The 24094-nt window shown below is 75.0% G+C and carries 19 protein-coding genes and 1 other RNA gene; 10 read left to right on the top strand and 10 right to left on the bottom strand.

Annotated elements, in window-relative coordinates:
- Positions 1-3: 3 nt before the first annotated feature.
- Together OHV05_RS08750 and OHV05_RS08745 are read right to left on the bottom strand one after the other, a co-directional pair.
- Entirely contained in the window at positions 4-1206 is a 1203-nt protein-coding gene (locus OHV05_RS08750) for a hypothetical protein (protein WP_405017149.1), read from the bottom strand.
- A 194-nt stretch (positions 1207-1400) separates the two neighbouring features.
- A complete protein-coding gene (locus OHV05_RS08745) occupies positions 1401-2036 on the bottom strand; it encodes a class I SAM-dependent methyltransferase (protein WP_405017148.1) in 636 nt (211 codons plus the stop codon).
- 196 nt (positions 2037-2232) lie between these two features.
- Between OHV05_RS08745 and OHV05_RS08740 the strand changes: the two genes are divergently transcribed.
- A complete protein-coding gene (locus OHV05_RS08740; protein ID WP_405017147.1) occupies positions 2233-3309 on the top strand; it encodes a Zn-dependent alcohol dehydrogenase in 1077 nt (358 codons plus the stop codon).
- 61 nt (positions 3310-3370) lie between these two features.
- Here OHV05_RS08740 and OHV05_RS08735 read toward each other — a convergent pair whose 3' ends face one another.
- The 6 genes from OHV05_RS08735 to lanL form a co-directional block, all read right to left on the bottom strand.
- A complete protein-coding gene (locus OHV05_RS08735; RefSeq protein WP_405017146.1) occupies positions 3371-3526 on the bottom strand; it encodes a hypothetical protein in 156 nt (51 codons plus the stop codon).
- 94 nt (positions 3527-3620) lie between these two features.
- Positions 3621-5396 carry an ATP-binding cassette domain-containing protein gene (locus OHV05_RS08730; protein WP_405017145.1) on the bottom strand — a complete coding sequence of 592 codons (1776 nt, stop codon included), beginning with the start codon at positions 5394-5396 and terminating at the stop codon, positions 3621-3623.
- Positions 5393-6988: an ATP-binding cassette domain-containing protein gene (locus tag OHV05_RS08725; protein ID WP_405017144.1), complete on the bottom strand. Its 1596-nt coding sequence runs from the start codon at positions 6986-6988 to the stop codon at positions 5393-5395. Before OHV05_RS08725 ends, OHV05_RS08730 begins: the two co-directional genes overlap by 4 nt.
- A 182-nt stretch (positions 6989-7170) precedes the next feature.
- On the bottom strand, positions 7171-7305 hold the full coding sequence (locus OHV05_RS08720) for a VenA family class IV lanthipeptide (protein WP_350667585.1): 135 nt from the start codon (positions 7303-7305) through the stop codon (positions 7171-7173).
- A 96-nt stretch (positions 7306-7401) separates the two neighbouring features.
- Positions 7402-9366 (bottom strand): alpha/beta fold hydrolase, encoded by a 1965-nt coding sequence (locus OHV05_RS08715; RefSeq protein WP_405017143.1) that lies wholly within the window; start codon positions 9364-9366, stop codon positions 7402-7404.
- 44 nt (positions 9367-9410) lie between these two features.
- Complete coding sequence (gene lanL / locus OHV05_RS08710) at positions 9411-12131, bottom strand: class IV lanthionine synthetase LanL (RefSeq protein WP_405017142.1); 2721 nt, start codon at positions 12129-12131, stop codon at positions 9411-9413.
- 415 nt (positions 12132-12546) lie between these two features.
- Here lanL and OHV05_RS08705 point away from each other — a divergent pair, with 415 nt between their 5' ends.
- The 3 genes from OHV05_RS08705 to OHV05_RS08695 all read left to right on the top strand — a co-directional run bounded on the left by OHV05_RS08705 (position 12547) and on the right by OHV05_RS08695 (position 15364).
- Positions 12547-13377, top strand: a complete 831-nt coding sequence (locus OHV05_RS08705) for a Nif3-like dinuclear metal center hexameric protein (protein WP_405017141.1) — start codon at positions 12547-12549, stop codon at positions 13375-13377.
- Positions 13378-13467: 90 nt separating this feature from the next.
- Positions 13468-14211, top strand: coding sequence for a zinc ribbon domain-containing protein (locus OHV05_RS08700; RefSeq protein WP_403032933.1), 744 nt, complete (start codon positions 13468-13470; stop codon positions 14209-14211).
- Between the two features lie 4 nt (positions 14212-14215).
- Entirely contained in the window at positions 14216-15364 is a 1149-nt protein-coding gene (locus tag OHV05_RS08695; RefSeq protein ID WP_405017140.1) for a bifunctional RNase H/acid phosphatase, read from the top strand.
- 189 nt (positions 15365-15553) lie between these two features.
- Here the strand turns inward: OHV05_RS08695 and yaaA are convergent, their stop codons facing one another.
- Complete coding sequence (yaaA, locus tag OHV05_RS08690) at positions 15554-16354, bottom strand: peroxide stress protein YaaA (RefSeq protein WP_405017139.1); 801 nt, start codon at positions 16352-16354, stop codon at positions 15554-15556.
- 99 nt (positions 16355-16453) lie between these two features.
- Here yaaA and OHV05_RS08685 point away from each other — a divergent pair, with 99 nt between their 5' ends.
- From OHV05_RS08685 to OHV05_RS08670, 4 genes are all read left to right on the top strand, one after another.
- Positions 16454-17905, top strand: coding sequence for an RNB domain-containing ribonuclease (locus OHV05_RS08685; protein WP_405017138.1), 1452 nt, complete (start codon positions 16454-16456; stop codon positions 17903-17905).
- Positions 17905-19398 (top strand): MFS transporter, encoded by a 1494-nt coding sequence (locus OHV05_RS08680; protein ID WP_405017137.1) that lies wholly within the window; start codon positions 17905-17907, stop codon positions 19396-19398. The genes OHV05_RS08685 and OHV05_RS08680 overlap by 1 nt, the downstream gene beginning before the upstream one ends.
- Before the next feature lie 13 nt (positions 19399-19411).
- Positions 19412-19813: RNase P RNA component class A (rnpB, locus tag OHV05_RS08675), an RNA gene on the top strand.
- Positions 19814-20041: 228 nt separating this feature from the next.
- On the top strand, positions 20042-20722 hold the full coding sequence (locus OHV05_RS08670; protein ID WP_405017136.1) for a VC0807 family protein: 681 nt from the start codon (positions 20042-20044) through the stop codon (positions 20720-20722).
- An 87-nt stretch (positions 20723-20809) separates the two neighbouring features.
- Here the strand turns inward: OHV05_RS08670 and OHV05_RS08665 are convergent, their stop codons facing one another.
- Complete coding sequence (locus OHV05_RS08665) at positions 20810-21388, bottom strand: TetR/AcrR family transcriptional regulator (RefSeq protein WP_405017135.1); 579 nt, start codon at positions 21386-21388, stop codon at positions 20810-20812.
- Positions 21389-21479: 91 nt separating this feature from the next.
- Between OHV05_RS08665 and OHV05_RS08660 the strand changes: the two genes are divergently transcribed.
- A complete protein-coding gene (locus OHV05_RS08660) occupies positions 21480-21926 on the top strand; it encodes an anthrone oxygenase family protein (protein ID WP_405017134.1) in 447 nt (148 codons plus the stop codon).
- A gap of 368 nt (positions 21927-22294) precedes the next feature.
- The gene (locus tag OHV05_RS08655; protein WP_405017133.1) at positions 22295-24046 is read left to right on the top strand and encodes an immunity 49 family protein; all 1752 of its coding nucleotides are present in this window, start codon (positions 22295-22297) and stop codon (positions 24044-24046) included.
- Positions 24047-24094: the final 48 nt, after the last annotated feature.

Here is a 24094-nt window from a genome sequence, read left to right as displayed (position 1 = left end):
GGTTCAGATCCTGTCCCAGGTACGGGGCGTCAGACCGAAGGTGTTGGCCAGCGAGTTCCACTTCGCCACGAAGTCCTTCTTCGCCTGGGTCGCCTGCGGGTTGAGCTCGTTGGCCCGCTTCAGGTCGGCGCCGCCGGGAGCGGCGCCGCCGGTGCAGCCCTGGCTGCCCACGGTACGGGCCCAGGCCGCGTACGCCCGGTCGATGTCGCCGGAGGTCTGCCAGGCGGTCTTCAGCAGCGCGACCGCCTCCACCCCGGCGGGCAGGTCGCCGAACTCCAGCTTGGCCAGGTCGGCCACCAACTGGTCGCGCTGGGTCGCCCCGGTCTCGAACACCTCGACGGCGCCGGTGATCTCGGCCTTGCCCGGGCAGCTGTTCACCTTGGCCACCGCGTTGCCGATCGGCGCCTTGGCGCCCTCGCCCCGGGTGAGCAGTTCGTCCAGCGCCTTGGCCTGGGCGGCCGCCTGCGGTCCGTTGGCCGAACCGGCCGAGGGGGAGGCCGAGTTGTCGGCCGAGGGCTGGCCGGCCGGGGTGCTCTGGGCCGGGGCGGGCTGCGGGGCGGCGGGGGAGGAGACGGCGGGCGCCGCTCCGTGTGACGGTTCGTCACCGTTGCGGACCGCCCAGGCCACCCCGACGCCGACCACCACGAGCAGCACCACGCCGATCGCGACCAGCAGCGGGACCCGGCGGCGCGGCCGGTGCTCGGGCAGCTCCTCGTACTCGGGGTAGGAGGGGCGCGGCGCGGCGGACTGCTGGTAGCCGGGGAACGCGCCGGGCGGCGGTGCGTGACCCGGTGCGTGGCCGGGTGCCTGGCCGGGGAACGCCCCGGGCGGCTGGGCCCCCGGGAAGCCGCCGGTCGGTGCGGGCGGCGGGAAACCGTACCCGCCCGGGGGCGGCGCGGGTCCGCCGAACGGCGGCGGCGGCGGGGCGGCCGGGCCCGGCTGCGGCAGGTACGGGCGGGCGCCGAGCGGCGGGCCGTGGTCGCCGACCGCGCCGGGCCCGGACGGTGCCTGGTACGCCTGCCGGGGCGGTTGCGGCGGGGCGAGCGGGAAGGTCTCGGTCTGCTGGTGGTCGTCGGCCGACTGCGGGGCGGGCGGCTGCGGCGGGGGTGTGGCCGCCCGGGTGGCCGCCGGGCGGACCCAGCCACCGGCGCCCCCGCGCGCGGTCGGGTCCCACACCGCGGGTGCGGTGTTTTCCTGCTCGGTCATGCCTGGCCTCGCCCCCGCTGTGGTGCGTCCTGGATTCACGTCGTCCGGTCGTCCGGCGACACCGTACCGGCAGTTTCCGGGCGCACCAACGGCGGCCACCCGGTCGGCCCGGCATGTGGGATGACGTTAGAGCATCGCGGAAGGTGCCCGCAGGACCACGACGATCTTCGGGTGTCGCCCGGTCGGTGCGCGGGTCAGCGGCGGCGCAGCACCCGGAGCGAGCCGGTGACCGAGACCTCCTCGAAGCCCTCCGCCAGCGCGCGCAGGTAGACCCGGTAGGGGGCCTGGCCGCCGTCGGCGGGGTCCGGGAAGACGTCGTGGATCACCAGCAGGCCCTGTTCGGCCAGGTGCGGGGCCCAGCCCAGGTAGTCGCCGGTGGCGTGCTCGTCGGTGTGGCCGCCGTCGATGAAGACCAGCGCCAGCTTCCCGCCCCAGACCGCGGCGATCTGCGGGGAACGGCCGACCAGGGCGACCACGTGGTCCTCCAGACCGGCCCGGAACAGGGTGCGGCGGAAGGTCGGCAGGGTGTCCATCAGCCCGACCGCCGGGTCGACCAGCTCCGGGTCGTGGTACTCCCAGCCGGGCTGCTGCTCCTCGGAGCCGCGGTGGTGGTCCACCGTCAGGGCGACGGTCCCGGTGGCCCGGGCGGCGTCGGCCAGCAGGATCGCCGACCGCCCGCAGTAGCTGCCGATCTCCAGCAGCGGCAGACCGGTCGCGCCGGCGGCCCGGCGCGCGGCGGCGTACAGGGCGAGACCCTCGTCCACCGGCATGAAGCCGGTCGCCGACTCGAAGGCCGCGAGCACCTCGGGGGCCGGGCGGGCGTCCGTCATCGTGCTGCTCCTGTTCGCGGGGCCGGGGGCGGGGTGGCCGGTCTCTGCCTGGACCCTACTGGACGGTAGGAGGGGTTCCCGCAGGCCGGGGGATGGGGTATATCTGGACGCGTTTCTGGAACCCGTTCTACAGGAAGCCCCGCGGAGCCGTTGAGTACGCTGCTCCGACCCATCGGCGAACCCGGGAGCAAGCCCCATGCGCGCAGCGATCCTGCACGAGATCGGCCAGGACACACTGGAGGTCCGCGACGACGTCGAGGCGGTCGGCTTCGGCCCGGGGAAGGTCCGGGTCCGGCTCCGGGCCGCCGGCCTGTGCCACTCGGACCTGTCCGCGATGAGCGGCGTGCTGCCGCAGCCCGCGCCGTTCGTGCCCGGCCACGAGGGGGCCGGGGACGTGATCGAGACCGGTGAGGGCGTCACCGGGGTCGCGGTCGGCGACCGGGTGGTGCTCTGCTGGATGCCGCCCTGCGGCAGCTGCCCGCACTGCCTCCGGGGACAGACCCAGCTCTGCGTGGCCAGCCTGCGCCGGCTCGGCTCGGCCGGTTTCCGGCAGGGCGGCACCGAGGTCTTCGGCTTCTACAGCACCGGCACCTTTGCCGAGGAGCTGGTGGTGCCCGCCGACAGCGTCATCGTGCTGCCCGCCGACCTGCCGTACGAGCTCGCCGCACTGATCGGCTGCGGGGTGACCACCGGTCTCGGCGCCGCCGTGAACACCGCGCGGGTCGAGCCCGGCAGCTCGGTCGCGGTGATCGGCGCGGGCGGGGTCGGCATCGCGGCCGTCCAGGGGGCCAGGATCTGCGGCGCGGCCCGGATCACCGTGGTCGACCCGGTGGAGTCCCGGCGCAAGCGCGCGCTCGGCTTCGGCGCCACCGACGCGATCGGCCCGGAGGAGCTGAGGGCCACCGCCAAGGGCGTCTCGGGCGGCGGCTACGACTACGTCTTCGAGGCGGTCGGCCGGTCGGCCACCGTACGGGCGGCGTACGACGCGGCCCGGCGCGGCGGTGCGGTGGTGGTGATCGGCGCGGGGGCCCAGGAGGACCTGGTGCAGTTCAGCATGGGGGAGCTGTTCTTCAACGAGAAGCGCCTGCTGCCCTCGATGTACGGCGGCGGCGACATCCGGCGCACCACCGCGCGGGCGATCGAGCTCTGGCGGGCCGGGCGGCTCGACCTGGCGGGCATGATCACGCACCGGGTGGAGCTGGCCGGGGTGAACGAGGCGATCGCCCAGATGCGCAGCGGCGAGGCGCTGCGCACCGTGATCACGCTGGGCTGACGGCTGACGGTCCGCCACCCGCACTGCCCGTGCGGTGGCGGACCGTCAGCCGACGAACCGTTCAGCGGCGGTGACGGCCGTGCGGGTCCGCGTCGGGCCGGTCGTCCGGGGCGGTGTCGCCCCGGTGGCGGCCGTGCACGGCTCCCTCGGACCGGTCCGTGTCGGAGCCGGGCCCGGTGCCGTCGTGCCGGGTGGTGTCGCTTCGGGTCTCGGACATGTCGTTACTTCTCCGTGCGAGGGTGCGGTTCTGTGTTGCAAGGGATACCCGGGTCACCATATCCAGTGATCCGGTCGGCCACCCCTTGACACGATCACGGCCCGGGCACGATTGCCAGTCCGTCCGGCTGCGGCAGCGTCGAGCCGAGCCAGTGGCCGACCAGCTCGCGGTAGAGCGGCGAGAGCACCTGAAGGTCGCCGTGACGGGCGATCAGCCCCCGGCCCCCGTCGAGCAGGAGCACCCGGTCGGCGCGCAGTGCGGAGCCGATCCGGTGTGCGACCACCACCAGGGTGCCGGGCCGGGCGGCGAACGCGGCCTCGGCCACCGCCTCGGCGGGGGTGCCCAGATGGCAGGTCGCCTCGTCCAGGACCACCACGGGCGCGGGCGAGAGGTAGGTCCTGACCAGGGCGAGCAGCTGGCGTTCCCCGGCCGAGAGGGCGGCCGGGTCGGGCAGCTCGGCGGCCGGGCCGCCGAGCCGATCCAGCAGCTCCGCCGCACCCAACAGCCTCGCAGTCTCGGCGAGTTGCTGATCCGTGGCCTTCGGCCGGAGCCAGCGCAGGTTCTCCCCGACGGTGCCGGTGAACAGGTACGCCTCCTGCGGCAGCAGGGCGACCAGGCCGGCCCTGGCCCGGTCCGGCAGGGCGTGCGGGGCGGCGCCGCCGACGGTCACCGCGCCCTGCTGGGGCGGCACCAGGCCGGCCAGCAGGGCGGCCAGGGTGGACTTGCCCGCGCCGCTCGGGCCGACCACCGCGAGGTGCTCGCCGGGCGCCAGGGTCAGGTCGAGCCCGCTCAGCACGGGCTCGGCGGCCGCCCCGTGGGTGTGGTGCAGACCGCGCACCAGGACGGCGGGCGCCGGCGCCGGCTCCAACCCCGGTGTCGGTGTCGGTGTCGGTGTCGGCTCCGCGCTCGGCCGGGCGGGCGGATCGGGCAGCGTGGCCAGCCGGTCGAGCACCACGGCCAGCTCCAGCAGCCAGCTGCCGACCATGCCCGCCAGGCTGCGGACGGCCGGTTCGAGCTGCTGCAGCAAGTAGGCGGAGACGCCCAGGAGTTCGCCGGTGGTCAGCTGCCGGTGGTCGACCAGCCAGGGTGCGGCCGCGACCACCAGCAGCAGCGGCAGCCGACCGCCGACCGCGACCGTGAGGGTGCGGAGTGCGGCGGCCCGGCCGAGCGCGCGGACCGCCGCGCCCTGGGCCAGCACGGCGGCACCCACCGAAGCCTCCACCCGGTCCTGTGCGCCGCAGGCGGTGATGTCCCGCACCCCGGCGAAGGCCAGCCCCGCCTCGGCGGCGACCCGTTCGTCGGCCAGCACCACGGCCCGCTGACGGGCCACCAGCGAGCCGAGCAGCCGGGCGAACAGCAGGCCGCCGATCACCAGCGGCGGCAGCACCAGCGGCAGGGTCACCGGGGCGAGCACGGCCAGGCCGAGCACGGCGGCCGGCACGGTGATGCCCACGCTGCGCAGCGTACGCAGCAGGGTGGCGGTCAACTGCCGGGCGGACTCCACCTGTTCGGTCAGCCGGGCCACCTCGGCGGGACCGTCGCCGGTCGGCTCGGCCCGGCCCAGGGCGCTCCGTACCACCCGGTGCACCAGGGCGTCCCGGAGCGGTTCCACCACCGCCGCCACGTACGGGAAGGCGGCCCGGGCCGCGTACGCGCGGACCCCGACCGCGGCCGCGAAGGCGGCCAGCCAGGCGAAGCCGACGGCGGGGCGGCCGGCCAGGAAGCCCCGGTCGGCGGCGGCCGCGATCAGCAGCCCGGAGAGCAGCGAGGGCAGCGCCTCCACCGCCGACCAGATCAGCACCCGGACCAAGGCCGGCCTGGTGGTGGCGAGTTGGCCCCGCAGCAAGGTCCAGCCGGGTGAGCGGTTCACGGCGCGCTCCTCGGGGCGGGGACGGCCGCCAGGGCGGCGCGGTAGTCCGGCTGCTTGATCAGGGTGCTGTGCGGAGCCAGCGCGCGCAGCCTGCCGCCGTCCAGCCAGGCGACCAGGTCGGCGCGGGCGGCGGCGCCCGGGCGGTGCGCCACCACCAGCCTGGTCCGGCCCGAGGTGGCCCGGGTCAGCGCCTCGGTCACCTGGTGCTCGGTGGCCAGGTCCAGGCTGGAGGTGGCGTCGTCCAGGATCATCACCCGGGGTCGCTGGGCGAGCAGCCTGGCCAGCCCAAGCCGCTGCAACTCGCCGCCGGACAGCCGTAGTTCGGAGGTCGGGGTGGCATCGCCGAGCGGCAGCCTGGCCAGGAAGCCGTCGGCCCGGGCGGCCCGGGTCTCCGCACCGCCCGCGCCCTCCAGGGCCTCGCCGACGGTGGCGCCGACCAGCACCGGGCGCTCGAAGGCGTACCCGACGGCCGCGCGCCGCTGCCCGGGGGTGAGCTCGGCGAGTGGGACGCCGTCGATCAGCACCAGACCGGTGTCGGGGGCGCGCAGGCCGCCCGCCACGGCGGCGAGCAGCGACTTGCCGGAGCCCGACCGGCCGACCAAGGCGACCGTCCGGCCGCCCGGGACGGTGAGGTCGAGCGGGCCGAGCAGTCCCTCGACGCTCACCCCGATCAGGGTCAACTCTCCCGGCCCGTCCGGGAGATCACGGGTGCCGGGGGGTGGTGGCGGGGCGTCGAGCAGCTCGGCCACCCGGTCCCGCCCGGCCCGGGCGTGGGCCACCCCGGCCAGCGCCTCGACCTGTTCGAAGAAGCCCAGGCCGAGCGCGGCCCAGCCAGCCGCGGCGGCCAGCTCGCCGGGCCGCAGGGTCCCGTCCGAGAGTTGCAGGCCGGCGGTGCCCAGCACGCTGAGTTCGACCAGCGCGACCAGCAGGGTGGCCTGCCAGACCGTCCGCCGCTGGGTCCCCCAGAGCGCGTGCCCGGCCTCGGCCAGCCGGGGGAGCGGCGCCAGCACCCTGGCCGTCTCGCCCTCCCGGGCCCCGGCGGCGTGGATGCTGCGCAGCCCGGCCAGCGCGCCGGTCAGCCGGGCCGCCAGCTCGGCCTGGACCTGCTGGTAGCGGGTGAACGCCTGGGCCACGTCGCGCAGGAACAGCCGGATCAGCAGCACACCGGGCAGCACCCCGGCGAAGAACGCGGCGGCCAGCCAGGGCGAGAGCAGCGCCAGGCCGAGCACGGCCCCGAGTGAGGTGAGCAGCGCGGTGGCGGCGGTGATCCGGGAGGGCAGCGCGCCTCCCGCGTCGGCGGCCGAGCCGACCAGCCGGGCGGTCAGGTCACCGGTGGCCGGTCCGCCCGGGACGGGGCCCCGGGCCAGTACCCGGCGGAGCAGGCGCTGCCGCAGGCCGACCGTGGTGTCGGCGGCCACCGCCGGTCCGGCCAGGGTGGCGACCGACCCGGCCAGGGCGCCGACCAGCAGGACCCCGGCGAGCGGCAGCGCCGACCCGCCGTCGATCGCGCCGCCCACCGTGCCGGGCAGCGCGAGGGTCGCGGCCGCCTCGACCGGCACGGCCGCCGAGAGCACGATCACCCAGCCGCGCATGGCGCTGCCACCTCCTGAAGGGTCTGCCGAGACGTGTGCGGAGTGCGCCGGGGCGGGTCCTGCGGGTCGGCCGGTGACCACCCGGGGTCACCGGCCGACCCGCAGGGCCCGCCCCACGGCGGGAGCCGTGCCCGCTCCCCCCGGGAGGGAGCGGGCACGGCCCGGTGCGAACTGCCGACCTACTAGCTGACGGTGAAGATCAGGCAGGTCAGGATGAGACAGGTGAACTGACAGCCGCCACCGTGGCCGCCCAGCTCCACGGCCTCGGTCTCCGGCAGGTCCTGCAGAGCGGCCAGGTCGGTCTCGAAGTTCTCCATGATGGGTCCTCCCCTTGATGGTCCGTCATCCGCAGGTGCGGGTGACGTCGTCCCCGGCCGGTCCGGCCGGGGAAGTCTGTGGGTGCCGCGAAGGCACTAGGTGGGCCGGCCGGTGCGCAGGAAGGCGGCCAGCAGCTCGTGCAGCACGGCCGCGCCCTCCTCGGCGAGCACCTCGTGCCCGGCCCCGGCGGCCTCGACGTAGCGGAAGTCCGATCCCTCGGCCCGGCCCAGTCGCAGCAACTCGTGCCGGAGCGCCCGGGACTGACTGACCGGCACCACTTCGTCCCGGTCCCCGTGCAGGATCAGCAGCGGAGTGCCGATCCGGTGCGCCAGCTGGAGCACGTCCCGGGGGCCGCGCCGGTCGTCGATCGGATCGCCGCCGCCCAGCCGGGTGGTGAGCGCCCGGACCGGGGCGGCCGCCTCGGCCAGCAGCCGGGCGCCGGACAGGAACGGGGCCACCACCGCGCACCGGGCGACCTGCCCGGGCGGCGCGTGGGCGGTGGCCAGCAGGGCCAGGAAGGCCCCGTAGCTGACCCCGAACAGCGCGGGTGGTTCCAGCCCGAGCGCCGCCCGCTGGCCCGCCACGCCCTCCAGCAGGTGCAGCACGTCGGCCAGGTCGGGACCGCCCCAGGCGCCCCGGATGGCCATCGCGTGCTCCGTCCCGTAGCCGGTGGAGCCGCGCTGATTGGGTGCCAGCACCGCCAGGCCCTCGGCTGCCATCCGCTGCAGCGCGGGGTCGAACTCCAGCCGCCAGGCGTCGGCCGGGCCGCCGTGCAGGGCCAGCACCAGGTGCGGCGAACTGAGCCAGGCGTCGCCGCCGTAGACCACCGCCTCGATCGGCCCGGCCGGACCGGCCAGTTGGAGACTCTGCGCCGGGTGCCAGCGACCGCCGTCACCGGGGCCCGCACTGCCGTCCAGCCGCCAGCCCACCGGCCCGGCGGTGCCCCGGCCCGGCTGCACCGAACGGTCGCTGCCACGGCCGAGCGGGGCCAGCTGGAGCGGCAGCGGTACGGCCGCGGCCTGGGCCGGCTGCCCGCGCTCGACCAGGGCGTCCACGTCCATGGTGGCCAGCGCGGCGGGGTGGTCGGGGGCCGAGTACGGCATCCGCAGACCGGCGGCCGACCAGTGACCGACCGCACCGAGCCGCCCGGGCGGTACCGGCAGCGCGGTGAGCCGGTTCAGCTCCGGCTGCCAGAGGGTGAGGGCGGAGGAGGCGCCGTGGTCGACCTGCAGCACCACCCGCCGGCCGTCCGGCGCGGACTGCCGGTCGAGCGCGATCGGTCGCAGGAAGACGCCGGGGACGTGCAGGGTCTCGGGGAACCGCAGCGGCTCCCGGCCGCCGAGCAGGCCCCAGCCGAGCCGGTCGGTGCCGGTGGCGTCACTGCGCACCATGGCGAAGCGGGTGTCCGGGTCGTACAGCGCCAGCCGGTCGTTGCTCTGCTCGCTGATCTCCAACAGCGGGGTGACCTGGCCGAGTTCGAGATCCAGCAGCACGGTGCGGACCTTCCCCCGGTGCACCCGGTCCAGGGCCAGCAGCCGACCGGTGTGGTCCAGCCAGACCCCGCCGCCGTGCAGGCCGGGCAGCTCGGCCACCTCCATCGGCGCGGTGCCGTCGGCCGGGACCAGCCAGACCGTGGTGACCGGCCGGGTGTCGGTGCCGAGGGCGACCGCGACCGGAGCGCCGGCCGGACGGGGGCCGCCGGGCATCGCCAGCAGCCGCAGGCCGGGGCGCCGGAGGGTGGTCAACTCCTGCTCGATGGTGGGGTGTTCGGCAGTGGGTGCGGAGAGCAGCAGCAGCGTGTGGCGGTCCCCGTCGTGCCGGCAGACCAGCACCTGGCCGTTCGGCAGGCTGACCAGCTGGGAGTGCAGGCTCTCCGAGCGGTTCCCCGGCAGCGGGAGGGCGGTCGGCTCGGCCGGGCCCTCGGCGGGCAGCCGCCAGCTCTCGGCGTACCAGCCGCCGTCCGCTCCGGCGGCCAGGCAGGCCGCGTGCGAGCCGTCGATGGCGAAGGTGAAGCTCAGACGGCGCAGCGCCTGGGCGGTGGTGCGGGTGGCGGTGTTCATCCGGGCTCACCTCCTCGGGTGGTCGTCGGTCGGTCGGGGTCGGCTCAGGGCCGGTCGGCGAGCGGCAGCGGGTCGAGCCAGAGTCGGGGGCCGCCGTACCGGAGCCGGAGCAGGAAGGCGAGCGGGCCCGAAGTGCCCGTCCCGTACGCGGGGGTGGAGCTCAGCCCGGTCTCGTCGGGCAGCACCAGCCGCCCGTCCCGGTGCACCGCGCGGGCCGCGATCAGCCCGGCCAACTCCTCGGCGCCGGTGCGGAACCGCCGCTCGCCGGTGGCCTCGGCCAGATCGAGCAGGTACTCGCCGTTCCCCGCCAGGCCGTGACAGGCGCTCACCCCGCTGTGCCAGCGGGCGTCCAGCACCGCCTGCCCGGCGGCCAGCGCCAGCCGGTGGGCGGTCTCGTCGCCGGTGGCCCGCCAGTACCGGACCAGGAAGCTGCCGACCCCGGAGGACCCGCTGCACCAGTGCGCCAGCCGGACGTGCGGCGGATCGCCCGCGCCCTGCGGCCACCAGGCGGCGGCGCCGTCCTGACGGACCGTCGCGGCCAGCGTCCGGACCGCCTCGGCCGCTCCGTCCAGCGCCCGCCGGTCCTCGGCGGCCAGGCCGGCGGCCAGCAGGAAGGCCCCCACCCCGGCCACGCCGTGGGCGTAGCCGAGTTGGCCCGCCCCGGCGAAGACCGAGTCGAAGCCCTTCGGCACCGGCCAGGTGAGCCCGTACGGCTCCCGCTCGGCCGAGGCCAGCAGGGTGGTGGCGCAGTCGGCCGCCCGGTCCAGGTAGCTGTCGTCGCCGGTCGCCCGGTACAGCCGCAGCTGGAGGAGGCCGGCCCCGGCCGCACCGTGGCAGACATCGGGGTTGGGCCAGCGGAACGGCACCTCGCGGGCCGACCTGACGGCCCGTCCGGCCCGCTCCTGGTCGCCCAGCGCCTCGGCGGCGTCCAGCAGCGCCCAGGCGGTGCCGGACCGCCCGAAGTGCAACCCGGGCAACACGGTCGGCTCGGCCGCCACCCGTCGCTCGATCCAGTCGGCCGCCAGCGCCGCCGCCCCGCCCGCAGGCAGCCCGGCCACCGTGGCCCGGGCCAGCAGCGCCAGCACCCCGGCGGCCCCGTGCTGCACGTTGCAGGGATCGGTCAACTGCCCCCCGGGCACCGTCGGCCACAGCCGGTCGGCCCGCTCGGGCGTCGCGGTGGCGATCAACTGAGCCACGCCGTCCACGATCAGGGGCTCGAGGTCCTGCTGATCCGCGGCTCCGCCGCGAGGCGACCCCGGCTCCGGGTACGTCGCACCGACAGCGTCGGTCAGGAACGGTGCGGTGGACGGAAGTTTCCTGAGCTCGGGATCCGGTGAACGAAGCCCGAGGATCACCGCCCCCAGCCGCCGAGCCGCCTCCCCGGCCCGCCCCGCAGCCGCCAGCCACGCCTCCAACGAGCCTTCCCCCGGCGGCAGCAGCGGATCGTGCCCCGTCGCCAACAGGAACAGCAACCCACCGAGTGCGTACAGATCCGCCGCGAACCCGGCCCGGCACACCGCCGGCTCCTGCTCGGGTGCCCGGTACCCCGGCGTCCCCGCCGTGCCCACCGTCGCCCCGACCGCCGCCGCCAGCTCGAGGTCGACCAGCCGCAACGAACCGTCCGGCCGCACCATAACGTTCCCCGGCGACAAGTCCCGCAGCACCAGCCCCCTGGCATGGACCTGTGCCACCAGCGAGACCAGCCCGAGCGCGACCCCCCGCGCCTCGGCCCACGGCACGTCCGGGCTGCCGTCCCGCCGCAGCTGCCCCGCCACCCAGGCCCCGAGCGCCACCCCGGGCACCCGCTCCTGCACCAGGTAGACCGCGTCCCCCTGCTCGATCAGGTCGATCATCCCGGGCGCCAGCTCCGCTCCCGCCAGCAGGCCGAGCAGCTCGGCCTCGTGCCGCAGCGCCGCCCGGGCGTCCGTACCGGACCGGTCCACCTCGATGTGGGCCCGGGCCTGCTTCACCACCACCTCGCGGTCGGCCTCGGTGTCCCGCCCGAGGAAGACGCCGCCCTTGGTGCCGTGCCGGACGGCCGCCGTCAGCGCGTACCTGCCCCTCAGCAGGACGCCCCCGGCCTTCCGTGTGGCGGCGGGTGCGGCCGTCGACCCCCTCCCCTCGAAGGGGTCGACCAGCCAGGACGGACATCGGTAGCTCGCGGCCCGGACGTCCTCGACCCGGGTGCCGTCCGGTGCGTGCAGCATCGAGCGGTACGCACCGTCGTTGCCCAGCTCGGCGCGGCGGGTGAAGACCCCGTACCGGTAGTGCACCCGGCTGCCGGGGGCGTACGGACGGTCGGAGAGCACCGAGGGGCCGGGGAATTCCGCGGTGGCCAGGTGTAATTCGGCGGCCAACCGTCGGAACTGCTCCTCGTCCACCGGATAGACCGTGACGAATTTCCCGGCCGAGCCGCGCTCGCTGTTCCGCGAATTGACCTGGTGGAGTTTTTCCTGATCGGCGGCGAACTTGAACACGCAGGGATCCGCGGCGATCACCCCGGCCACGGCGGCGAGTACGGCCACCGCGGCCTCGGACGCGGCACTGACGTGCAGCTTCCAGCCCTGCCCGGGCGTGTCGACCCCGGCCGGCCGGGCCGTGCACCAGAGCGCCTCGGCGGTGAACTCCCAGTCACCGCCGCCTCCCCGGCGCCCGGTGCCGACCACGGCGGCCCGGGCCGCCTCCGTCAGCGAGCCGTCGACGGCCGGCCCGACGTCGACCGACGTCGTCCCCCCGGCCGTGCGCAGTGGTGTGGCCGCCCCCATCTGCTCCGCACCCCACTTCTCTGTCGCTGCATCGGTTTTCACGGACGTCCGGAAATTCACCCCGGCCGCACCGCCGGACAATTTCGGCAGTGCGCCCACAAGACCCCCCGGTCGGGGTAACTCCCGTTCGCAACACCGAAGTTACTTTCGGTGGCCGACCGACTCAACGTGGATCGGGTCACTTCACTCGTAAGGGTGATCTCGAATCGTTTTCGAATGCGTGCGACCGGGGCGGTGTGACCAGTACCCGCCCGGTGAAGGCGGTCCGTTCCCCTCCCGTTCACCCCGAACTGCCGCCGCGCGCCGGTTGACGGACGGCGGTGCGGTCCGGACGGCGGTGCCCGGCGGGCGGCGGGCGGCTCCCCCGGCAGCGCCCGGGGCCGGGGGAGCCGCCCGCGCGCGGTAGTCTCGACAGGTGCCGAAACTGTCCGACGTCATCAACGCGCTCGAAGAGCTGTACCCGCCGAGGTGGGCCGAGTCCTGGGACGCCGTGGGCCTGGTGTGCGGCGATCCCGAGGCCGAGGTCACCCGGGTGCTGTTCGCCGTCGACCCGGTGCAGACCGTGGTGGACGAGGCCGTCGAGTGGGGTGCGGACCTGGTGGTCACCCACCACCCCCTCTATCTGCGCGGGGTCACCAGCGTCGCCGCCACCGGCTTCAAGGGCCGGGTGGTGCACGAGCTGATCCGGGCCGGGATCGGGCTGCACGTCGCGCACACCAACGCCGACCACGCCGACCCGGGCGTCTCCGACGCGCTGGCCGAGGCCGTCGGCCTGCGGGTGCTCGGGCCGCTGGTCGCCGACCCGACCGACCCGGCGGGCCGCCGGGGTTCCGGCCGGATCGGCCTGCTCGAACCGCCGCTCACCCTCACCGCCTTCGCCGCCCGGGTGGCCGCCGGGCTGCCCGCCACGGCCACCGGGGTCCGGGTCGCCGGGGACGGCGACCGGGTGATCACCCGGGTCGCGGTCTGCGGTGGCTCGGGCGACGGCTTCCTCGCCGAGGTCCGGGCCGCCGGGGTGGACGCCTACGTCACCGCCGACCTGCGGCACCACCCGGTCTCGGAGGCCACCGAGGCCTCCCCGGTCGCCCTGGTGGACGCCGCGCACTGGGCCACCGAGTGGCCCTGGCTGCGGCTGGCCGAGCGCGGCCTGACCGAGGCGGCCGCCGCACACGGCTGGCAGCTGGAGACCAAGGTCTCGCACCGGGTCACCGACCCGTGGACCGCGCACGCCCCGATGAACCCCTAGCGTCCGGCTTCGTCGCCCGAAGCCTGCCGCGCCCCTGGCGCTACCCGCCGACCGACTTGCTGACAGACAAAAAAACAGGAGCCCCCAGCCTTGAACGCCGCGCCCGCCGACCAGATCCGCCTGCTCGACCTCCAGGCCCTCGACTCCCGGCTCGACCAGCTGGCCCACCGGCGCCGCAGCCTGCCCGAGCACGCCGAGATCGACAAGGCCACCGCCGACCACACCGCCCTCAAGGACCTGGTGATCGCCGCCCAGGCCCAGCTCGGCGACACCGAGCGCGAGCTGACCAAGGCCGAGGGCGACGTGGAGCAGGTCCGGGCCAGGACCGCCCGCAACCAGCAGCGGCTGGACTCCGGCGCGGTCGGCTCCCCGCGTGACCTGGAGAACCTCCAGCACGAGGTCGGCTCGCTGGCGAAGCGTCAGTCCGACCTGGAGGACGTCGTCCTGGAGGTCATGGAGCGGCTTGAGTCCGCGCAGACCCGGGTGACCGAGCTGTCCGCCCGGCTGGACCACTCCACCGTGGTGCTCAAGGAGGCCGAGGAGCGCCGGGACGCCGCCTTCGCCGAGATCGACGCCGACGCCGAGAAGGTCACCCGGGACCGCGAGGCGGTGGCCGTGGTGCTGCCGGCCGACCTGATCAAGCTCTACACCCGGCTGCGCGAGCAGCAGGGCGGCGTCGGTGCGGCCCGGCTGTTCCAGCGCCGCTGCGAGGGCTGCCGGGTCGAGTTCGCCGCCGCCGACCTGAACAGCATCAAGGCCGAGGCCAAGGACGCCGTGGTCCGCTGCGACAACTGCGGCCGGATCCTGGTCCGCACCGCCGAGTCGGGCGTCTGATCCGATGGCCGGGCGCAGGTTCATCGTCGAGGCGGACGGCGGGTCCCGGGGCAACCCGGGCCCGGCCGGCTACGGCGCGGTGGTCCGGGACGGGGACACCGGCCAGATCATCGCCGAGGTGGCCGAGTACATCGGGCGCGCGACCAACAACGTGGCCGAGTACAAGGGCCTGATCGCGGGCCTGCGGGCGGCGCACGAGCTGGACCCGGAGGCCAGGGTGGACGTCCGGATGGACTCCAAGCTGGTGGTCGAGCAGATGTCGGGCCGCTGGAAGATCAAGCACCCCGACATGCAGCCGCTGGCCGCCGAGGCCGCCACCGTGCTGCCGCGCTCCCAGGTGAAGTACAGCTGGATCCCGCGCGAGAAGAACAAGGACGCGGACCGGCTGGCCAACGAGGCGATGGACGCGGGCAAGGCCGGCCGGCAGTGGGAGCCCAAGGCCCGCCCGGTCGCGCCGGTCGCCCCGGTGGACGAGCCGCTGCCCGCGCCCGCCGCGCCGAAGGCGGGCTGGGCCGGCCCGGCCGACCTCGGCACGCCGACCACCTTCGTGCTGCTCCGGCACGGCGAGACCCACCTCACCCCGGAGAAGCGGTTCTCCGGCAGTGGCGGCACCGACCCGGCGCTCTCCGAGAAGGGCCTCTGGCAGGCCGCCCGGGCCGCCGAGTCGCTGGCCGCCCGGGGCACCGTCCAGGCCGTCGTCAGCTCGCCGATGCAGCGCACCCGGCAGACCGCCGAGGCGGTGGCCACCCGGCTGGGCCTGGAGGTCCGGTACGAGGACGGCCTGCGCGAGCTGGACTTCGGGGACTGGGAGGGGCTGACCTTCGCCGAGGTGCAGGAGCGCCACCCCGAGGACCTGGCCGCCTGGCTCGGCTCGGCCAAGGCGAAGCCGACCGGCAGCACCGAGAGCTTCACCACGCTGACCCACCGGGCCGGGGTGGCCCGGGACAAGGTGCTGGCCCGCTACGCGGGCAAGACGGTGCTGGTGGTCTCGCACGTCAGCCCGATCAAGACGCTGGTCCGGCTGGCCCTCGGCGCCCCGCCGGACTCGCTGTACCGGATGGAGCTCTCGGCGGCCTCGTTCTGCGCGGTGCAGTACTACGCCGACGGCAACGCCTCGGTCCGCCTGCTGAACGACACCTCGCACCTGCGCTGACCCGCCGGAGGGGCGGTCCGCCGCCCCTCCGGAGCGAGATCGCCGACGGCGGCACGGCCGTGGTCCACAGCTGACCGGCCGTCAGCCCCGCGCACTTCATCGCCGGGGTCTGCCGCTCGTGGTCCAGGAACCCGGTCAGCGGGGTGCGTTCGTCGGCCACCCGGTGCGATCTGCCCCCCGAGGGGGGACTCAGTGGATCTCGGTGACCACGACGTCCAGCTGCCACGCCTTGCGCGCGGACCCCTGGGCGGAGACCTCGACCCGGTAGCCGAGCCCGGTCAGCGCGTCCACCAGCTCGCCCGGCGAGGCCGGTTCGAGGCCGGCGTTCAGCAGGTCGCGGACCAGCCTGCCCTTGGTGGCCTTGTTGAAGTGGCTCACCACCGAGCGCTTCAACTCCCCGTCCACCTCACGCTCCTGGAGCACCCGCACGGTCGCCGTCCGGGCCGCGGTCTCCCCGGCCGGCTTCCAGGCGGCGGCGTACGCCGCGCTCCGCAGGTCCAGCACCAGGCCCCGGCCCGCCACCTCGGGCAGCACCTCGGCCATCTCACGCCGCCAGTACGCTCCGAGCGCCCCCAGCGGAGGAAGTTTCACCCCCATCGAGCACCGGTACGGCGGAATCCGGTCGCCGACCCGCACCGCGCCCCACAGTCCGGAGAACACCAGCAGCGTGCGCTCGGCCAGCGCGTACGCCGCCTCGTCCAGCTTCGCCAGCCCGAGCGCGTCGAACAGCACCCCGGTGTACACCTCACCCGCGGGCAGCGCCCCGGCCGTCCGCAGCCCGGCGTTCTTCGCCACCTCGCCGCGCAGCCCCTCGCTCAGCCCGAGCACCCCGCGCGCCGTCTCCGGATCGCCCTCGCACAGCCCGACCAGCGCCTCGAACACCGCCCGCCGCCCCGCCGTCAGCCCGGGCAGCGACAGCTCCGCCAGCGCCAACGGCACCCCGGCCTCCGCAGCAGCCTTCCCCTCCGACGGCGGCAACAGCACCAGCACGGCGACACCCCTTCAACACTCTGTGGCAACGAACGCTCCCACTGTACGTGCCGCCCGGTCCGACAGGCCGTCAGCTCCCGGCGGCCGTACGCTGCCAGCATGCCGCGTCAACAGCTGAGGATCAGGGCCGCCGACACCGCTCGGATCAACCGCGAGCTGGCGGAGCTGCGGGAGGGGCTCGGGCTGCGGACCGCATGGCCCGCCGAGGTGCTGGCCGAGGCGGACCGGGTGGCCGGGGTGCCTCGGCTGCCCGAGTTCGACGCCACCGACCTGGCCCTGTTCACCCTGGACCCGCCCGGCTCGATGGACCTGGACCAGGCGATGGGCCTGAGCCGCCGGGGGAGCGGCTACCGGGTGCACTACGCGATCGCCGACGTGGCCGCTTTCGTCCAGCCCGAGGGCGCGATCGACACCGAGGCCAGGCGCCGGGTGCAGACCCTCTACTTCCCCGACACCCGGATCCCGCTGCACCCGCCCCGGCTCTCCGAGGCCGCCGCCAGCCTGCTGCCCGGCGAGCTGCGGCCCGCGCTGCTCTGGCAGCTCGACCTGGACGCCGACGGCGTGGTGCTGCTGGCCGACGTCCGCCGCGCACTGGTCCGCTCCCGCCGCCGGCTGGACTACGCGGGCGTGCAGGGCGCGATCGACTCCGGCGCGGCCGACGACCAGCTCCGGCTGCTGGCCGAGATCGGCCGGCTGCGGGAGGCCAGGGAGGCGGACCGCGGCGGCGTCAGCCTGCCGATCCCCGAGCAGGAGGTGGAGCCGGCGGACGGCGGCTACCGGCTGGCGTACCGGGCCCCGCTCGCCGCCGACGGCTGGAACGCGCAGATCTCGCTGCTCACCGGCATGGCCGCCGCCGAGCTGATGCTGGACGCCGGGGTCGGCCTGCTGCGCACCCTGCCCGCCGCCCCGGAGAGCGCGTACGCCCGGCTCCGGCGGATCGCCAAGGCGCTGGAGGTGGACTGGCCGGAGGGCACCCCGTACCCCGTGCTGATCCGGTCGCTGGACCCGGGCCGGTCGAACCACGCCGCGTTCCTGAAGGAGTGCGCCGGCCTGCTGCGCGGCGCCGGGTACCAGGCCTTCGACGCCGCCCAGGGCGTCGCGCCGCCGTCCGACCCGGGGCACGCCGCGCTGGCCGCCCCGTACGCGCACTGCACCGCGCCGCTGCGGCGGCTGGCCGACCGCTACGCCCAGGAGATCTGCGCGGCGGTGGCCGGGGGCACCGACATCCCGCACTGGGTGAGCGAGCAGCTGCTCGGCGTACCGGCCCTGATGGCGGCCGGCGACCGCCGGGCCCGCGAGGTGGAACGGGCCTGCGTCGACCTGGTCGAGGCCGAGCTGCTGCGCGGCCGGGAGGGCGAACGGTTCGACGCGGTGGTGGTCGACATCGACGAACGGCGGCCCACCAGCGGCACCGTCCAGCTCCGGGAGCCCGCCGTGGTGGCCCGCTGCGAGGCGGACGAGGGCACCCGGCTGCCGCTCGGCGAACGGATCAAGGTCCGGCTCACGCTGGCCGACCCGGTCACCCGGACCGTCCGCTTCGCGCCCGCCTGATGGACTCCCCGGGGGAGCTGGACCGCCGTGGGCGGCTGCTGGTGCTGGGCATCTGCTGCCTGAGCCTGTTCATCGTCGGGCTGGACAACACGGTGGTGAACATCGCGCTGCCCGCCATCCGGCGCGAGTTCGACGCGCCCGCCTCCGGCCTCCAGTGGATCATCGACGCGTACACCCTGGTGCTCGCCTCGCTGCTGATGCTCGCCGGCTCGGTCGCCGACCGGATCGGCCGCCGCCGGGTGTTCCGGGCCGGGCTGCTGCTCTTCGTGCTCGGCTCGCTGCTGTGCAGCCTGGCGCCCTCGCTGGAGTGGCTGGTGGCGTTCCGCGCGGTCCAGGCGGTGGGCGGCTCGATGCTCAACCCGGTGGCCATGTCGATCATCACCAACACCTTCACCGACCCGGGCGAGCGGGCCAGGGCAATCGGGGTCTGGGGCGGCGTGGTCGGCATCAGCATGGCGCTCGGGCCGCTGATCGGCGGCTTCCTGGTGGACAGCGCGGGCTGGCCGTCGATCTTCCTGATCAACGTCCCGATCGGGCTGGCCGCCTGCCTGCTGACCTTCCGTCACGTCCCCGAGTCCCGGGCGCCCCGGCCCCGGCGGCTCGACCCGGTCGGGCAGCTGCTGATGGTGCTGCTGCTCGGCGCCGGCACCGCCGTGATCATCGAGGGCCCGGGGCAGGGCTGGACCTCGCCGCTGATCCTCACCCTGGCGGCGGTCGCGCTCGCCTCGCTGCTGGTGCTGCCCTGGTGGGAGCGGCGGGTGCCCGAGCCGCTGATCGACCTGCGGTTCTTCCGCAGCGCCCCGTTCACCGGCGCCACCGTCACGGCGGTCTGCGCGTTCGCCGCGCTCGGCGGCTTCCTCTTCGTCAACACCCTCTACCTGCAGGAGGTCCGGGGCTACGGCCCGGTCGAGGCCGGGCTCTGGACCCTCCCGATGGCCGGGCTGACGCTGGTCGCCGCCCCGTTCTCCGGCCGGATCGTCGGCCGGTACGGGCCCCGGTACCCGCTGCTCGGCGCCGGCGCGGCGCTGGCCGCCAGCGGGCTGCTGCTCACCCGGCTGGCGGCCGACTCGTCCGCTTCGCTGCTCCTGGTCGCGTACGCCCTGTTCGGGCTGGGCTTCGGGCTGGTGAACGCCCCGATCACCAACGCCGCGGTCTCCGGCATGCCGCTGGCGCAGGCGGGGGTGGCCGCCGCGGTCGCCTCGACGAGCCGTCAGATCGGGCAGTCGCTCGGCGTCGCGGTGATCGGCACCGTGGTGACCAGCGCCGTCACCGCCACGGTCGGGCTCCCGGCCGCCAGCCACGCAGGCTGGTGGATCATCACCGGTCTGGGCCTGACCGTCCTGCTGCTCGGCTGGGTCACCACCACCCCGTGGGCGGTCGGCACCGCACACCGGGTCGCCGCCGGGCTCGACCCGTCGCAGCTGCGGGAGCCCTCCCGGCCGCGTCCCTGGCCACGGCCTGTCCGGGGCGCGGTCCCCGACCGGCTACGATGACCAGTACGGCGGACGAGCCGGCCGGGCGGTCGCGTCGGGTCCCTTCGGGGGCTCGCCGAGGAACGTCCGGGCTCCACAGAGCAGGGTGGTGGGTAACGCCCACCCGGGGTGACCCGCGGGACAGTGCCACAGAGAACAGACCGCCTTCGGCTTCGGCCGGAGGTAAGGGTGAAACGGTGGTGTAAGAGACCACCAGCGACCGAGGTGACTCGGCCGGCTCGGTAAACCCCACCCGGAGCAAGGTCAAGATCGGTGCCTTCGGGCGCCGTGCGCGGATGCACGAGGGCTGCTCGCCCGAGTCCGCGGGTAGACCGCACGAGGCTGTCGGCAACGGCAGCCCTAGATGGATGACCGCCTCCCCGGGCCGCGCAAGCACCCCGGGAGACAGAACCCGGCGTACAGGCTGACTCGTCCGTCGCCTGGCTGAAGTTGGGCCCCTGACCTGTGTAGTCACAGGTCAGGGGCCCTTCTGCTGCCCGGCTCGAACGTAGCGAACCGAGCTGCGCCCTGGGGACTGGGGAGCAGGCTGCGGGCGGCCGGACGATCTCGTGCGGTAGTGGTGGGGCGCAAGAGGCTGGCGTGGTCGGCAGCCGGTCAACTAGGGTCCCCTCCGGCACATCGGAAAGATCATTCGGGGGAGACCATGTCGGAGCAGGTTCCGGTTCGGAAGGGCGGGTCGGCGGCGGCCGGTTGGGCGCTGACGATCGGGTGCAACATCGTCGCGCCGATCATCACGTACAACCAGCTGGTCGAGCACGGCCACAGCGAGGTGTCCGCCGTGCTGGTGTCGGCGCTGTGGCCGGTTGTCGACATGGCGATTTATCTGGCCTGGCACCGTCGGATCGACGAGTTCGCCGCGCTGTCGCTGATCTTCCTCGGGCTGACCGCGCTGGTGGCCGTGGCCGGGCCGCAGTCGGCGCAACTGCTGCTGGTGAAGGAGTCGTTGGTCACCGGGCTGTTCGGGGTGGTCTGCCTGGCGACACTCGCCGCGCCCCGGCCGCTGATGTTCTACTTCGGCCGGAAGTTCGGCACGGACGGGACGGCGGAGGGGATCGAGCGCTGGAACGGGCTCTGGGCGCTGCCCGGCTTCCGCAAGGTCCAGCGCAATCTGACCATCGGGTGGGGTGTCGTCTACGTCGCCGAGGCGGCGGTCCGGGTCGCGCTGTCGTACGAGCTCAGCACCGGCGCCATGGTGACGCTCAACTCCGTTCTCTCGTACGCGGTCACGGGCGCGCTGATCGCCTGGACCCTGCTGTACGCCAAGCGCGCCCGGGCCCGTGGCCAGGCGGCGGCAGCGGCGGCAGCGGTGCCTGCCACGGTGTAGCGCCGTCCCTGGCCCGGATACCCCGGGGCGCCGCGCACGGCAGTGGCGGTTGCCCCGGGGCCGGCTGACGTCGTCTCGGACGGTGTGTCAGGTGATGGCGAGTCGGCTCACCAGCAGTTCCACCCGCTGCCCGGCTTCGGCCGGGGGGAGCCGTCCGGCCCGGGTGAGGGTGGCCAGTCCGTGCAGGGCGGCCCAGAAGGTCTCGGTGAACAGTCCCGGGTGGACGCCGTCCCCGGCGACTGCGGCGAGGGTCTCCAGCAGTGCGGCGAAGGCGTCCTTGAGCGGTTCGGGGGTGTCCTGGTGCGCGAAGGCCAGGCCGCCGTCGAGCTGGAACATGGCGTCGTAGACCGCCGGGTGGTGTTCGGCGTAGTCGAGGTAGGCGCGGGCGAGAGTGGTGACCCTGGTGTGGGGACTGTCCGCGGCGGCGGTCGCGGCTCGCAGTGCGGCGGCCATCTCGGTGGCGCCCTGGAGGGCGACGGCGCCGATGATCTCGCGTTTGCCGCGGAAGTGGCTGTAGAGGACGGGCTGGCTGTACTCGATGCGCTCGGCGAGCCTGCGGGTGGTGACCGCGTCCCAGCCCTGCTGCTCGGCGAGTTCGCGGGCCGTCGCCACGATGAGGTGTTCGCGGGCCGCCCGTTCGCGTTCCTTGCGTTCCTGTACCGACATGACTCGATTCTAGCATTGCTAGACAGGGGAGCGGCAGTAGTACTACCGTAGGCACGTCATCTAGCGGCGCTAGATCCCAGGAGGGGTCATCATGCTCAACGCACTCGAGGTGTTCACCGTCGTGGTCGTCGGCCTGCTGGTGGGGGTCGAGCTCTCGGTCGCCTTCATCATCAACCGGATCCTCGGCGCACTGCCCGAGGACAGCTACCAGCTCGGTCGCGCCCACGGCGGCCGGATGCTCGGCGCCCTGATGCCGTTCTGGTACATCGGCTCCCTCGTCCTCGCCGTCGTCTGGGCCGCCGGGCGGTGGCACCAGTCCGGTACCGGACTGGTCGTCACCGGCGCCGGGCTGCTGGTCCTGAGTGTGGTCATGTCGATCCTGCTGCTCGTCCCGATCAACAACCGGAGCAAGTCGTGGACCCCCGAGAACCGGCCTGCGGACTGGCGGGAGCAGAGCGACCGCTGGGACCGCTACCACTACGCCCGCGTCGCCGTCCTGGTCGCCGCCTTCACCCTGCTGGCCGCCGCCCTCGCCTGAACCCCGCGAGCCACCGCCCGCCGGCCGCCGTCCCGTCAGGGCGTGTGCGACGGGACGGTCAGGGTCGCGGTGGGGCCGTCTCCCCAGCTCCGGCCGACCATGATGCCGAGCGAGAAGACGGCCACGGTCAGGCCCACGACGAAGGTCGGAGCCGCACAGAAATCATGGGGGGACGGTAACTACGGAGCGCGACGTTCCGGAGCCCTCCGTCGGATCGAACCCTCCTGGCCAGGCCAGGAGTTGACACCTGGTCAGCTCGGGAACGCCTCCGATCGGGAGCGACGGGGGCTGGCTGACTCTCAGTCAGTTCGTCTGCCTATCCTGGAGCTGCCCGAACGGGGCGGGGTGCGCGGCATGGGGGTGGGACGGTGCGGATCGAGCGTCACCGGGTGGGCGAGGCTGCGGTGAGCAGCGCGGTGGAGAACTTCGCCGAGCGGGTCGGGGGCGAGGTGCACCGGATGCAGCACGACGAATCCCCGGCCTGGGGCTGGGAACTGGTGGCGGACTCGTTCCTGGACTACCTCGGTGCGCGGTCGGTCGACAGCCCGGAGCTGGCCGGCAAGGACGCCAGGATCGCCTGTGAGTCGGCGGCCGCCGCAGCGGTGGGAGCGCTGGCGCTGGGCGTCGGCCGGGCCGGACAGCCGCACGTGTTCATCGAGTACACCGGGACCGGGGTCCCCTACGGCGAGGACCGGAAGGCCGAGGAGCCCGGCGAGGTGACCGCGCACGCCTGGCTGGCGCCGTTCTTCCTCGCCTTCGTGGCCAGACTGTCGGACGAGCACGACGAGTTGTTCGTCGCGGCGGCCCCGCCGCTGCGCGGCCGGGAGCAGCGGGCCGACGTGGTGCTGGTACACGCGCTGCTGGCGTACGTCTACGGCGGGGGCGAGCCGTCGGACGAGCTGTCCTCGGACGACCGGGTGGCGGTGATCGACGGGCTGGTCGAGGAGCTGGGCGAGGGCACTGACCGGCCGGGCCACCGGGCCGCACTGTGCACCCTGCGGGCGGTCGCGGCCGGTGACCGGGCGGGCTTCCGGCAGGCGCTGGCAAGGCAGTTGGAGTGCCACCGGCAGCGGTACGCGGGTCCGGCGGGAGACGATCCGGCGCCGCGCACGCTGCTCCCGTTCGACGCGATCGCTCTGGCCGCGATGGCCGAACGGTGGAACCGGTGGCCGGTCGAGGTCGAGTCGGACTACCTGCCGGCCGCGCTGGTGGGGGGTTTCCGGCAGCCCGCTCCGCGCGTGCTCGGGTTCGGGCGGCGGAAGCGGGCCGATGCGCTGGCGGCTCTGGCGGCCGGGCCGCTGGTGGTGCACCGGCCCGGGCACCCGTACGCCGAGGAGGCCGGTCGGCTGATCCAGGAAGGCTGTGCCCGGCGGGAGTTGGCGAAGTTCCGGGACCCGGAGCAGAAGCCGCAGCACGTGATGCGGGCGCTGACGGGGCTGATGCGTGGGCAGGTGCTGGGCTTCCTGGAGCGGTCCGTGCTGGACCCGGACGGGCGGGATCCCAGGCAGTGGGAGATGCTGCGGATCGGTGCCGAGGCGGGCGGGGCCGCGTTCCGGTTGGCGCGCGGGGTGCCCGGCAGCGCGTACGAGGTGACGGTGGCCGGCACCACCCGGCGGCTGCCGGCCTGCACCGGCTCGTACGGTCCGGGGGCCGGGCACTGGAAGCAGGCGGTGGCGCTGGCGCTGATCACGGGGGAGCGGCGGCAGTTGGCGGACTGTGTGCTGGTGACCCCCGAATTCTTCACCGTGGGCTGCTACTTCGGGCCGGTCGACGCGTACGGCGCGGCGTTGCACGACTATCTGCGCGGGGTGGATCCGGTGCCCGCGGTGACCAAGGCGTTCGCGGTCTGCGCGGAGCACGAGCGCGGGCTCTACCTCGCCCCGCCGGTCAAGCTGCTGTCGCAGCTGGTGGAGGGTGACCGGGCGGGCTTCGCGCTGGCGCTGGCCGACGCGCTGGAGGCGCACCGCGAGCACTACACGGTGGGCGAGTTGCCCGCCGAACCGGACGCCCTGGTCGACCTGGACGTGCTGGCACTGGCCTGCCTGGTGCACCGGATGGGCTGGCCGGTGCCGGTCAGCTCGCCGTACCTGCCGGTGGGCCTGTTCCGCCGGGCCCGCTGACCGCCCGGACGGCGGCCCGGCCGCCGGGGGCGGGCCGGGTCTGCCACG

This window comes from Kitasatospora sp. NBC_00070 (genome assembly GCF_045041205.1).
Taxonomy (GTDB): domain Bacteria; phylum Actinomycetota; class Actinomycetes; order Streptomycetales; family Streptomycetaceae; genus Kitasatospora.
This window is presented reverse-complemented; position numbering and strand designations above follow the sequence as displayed.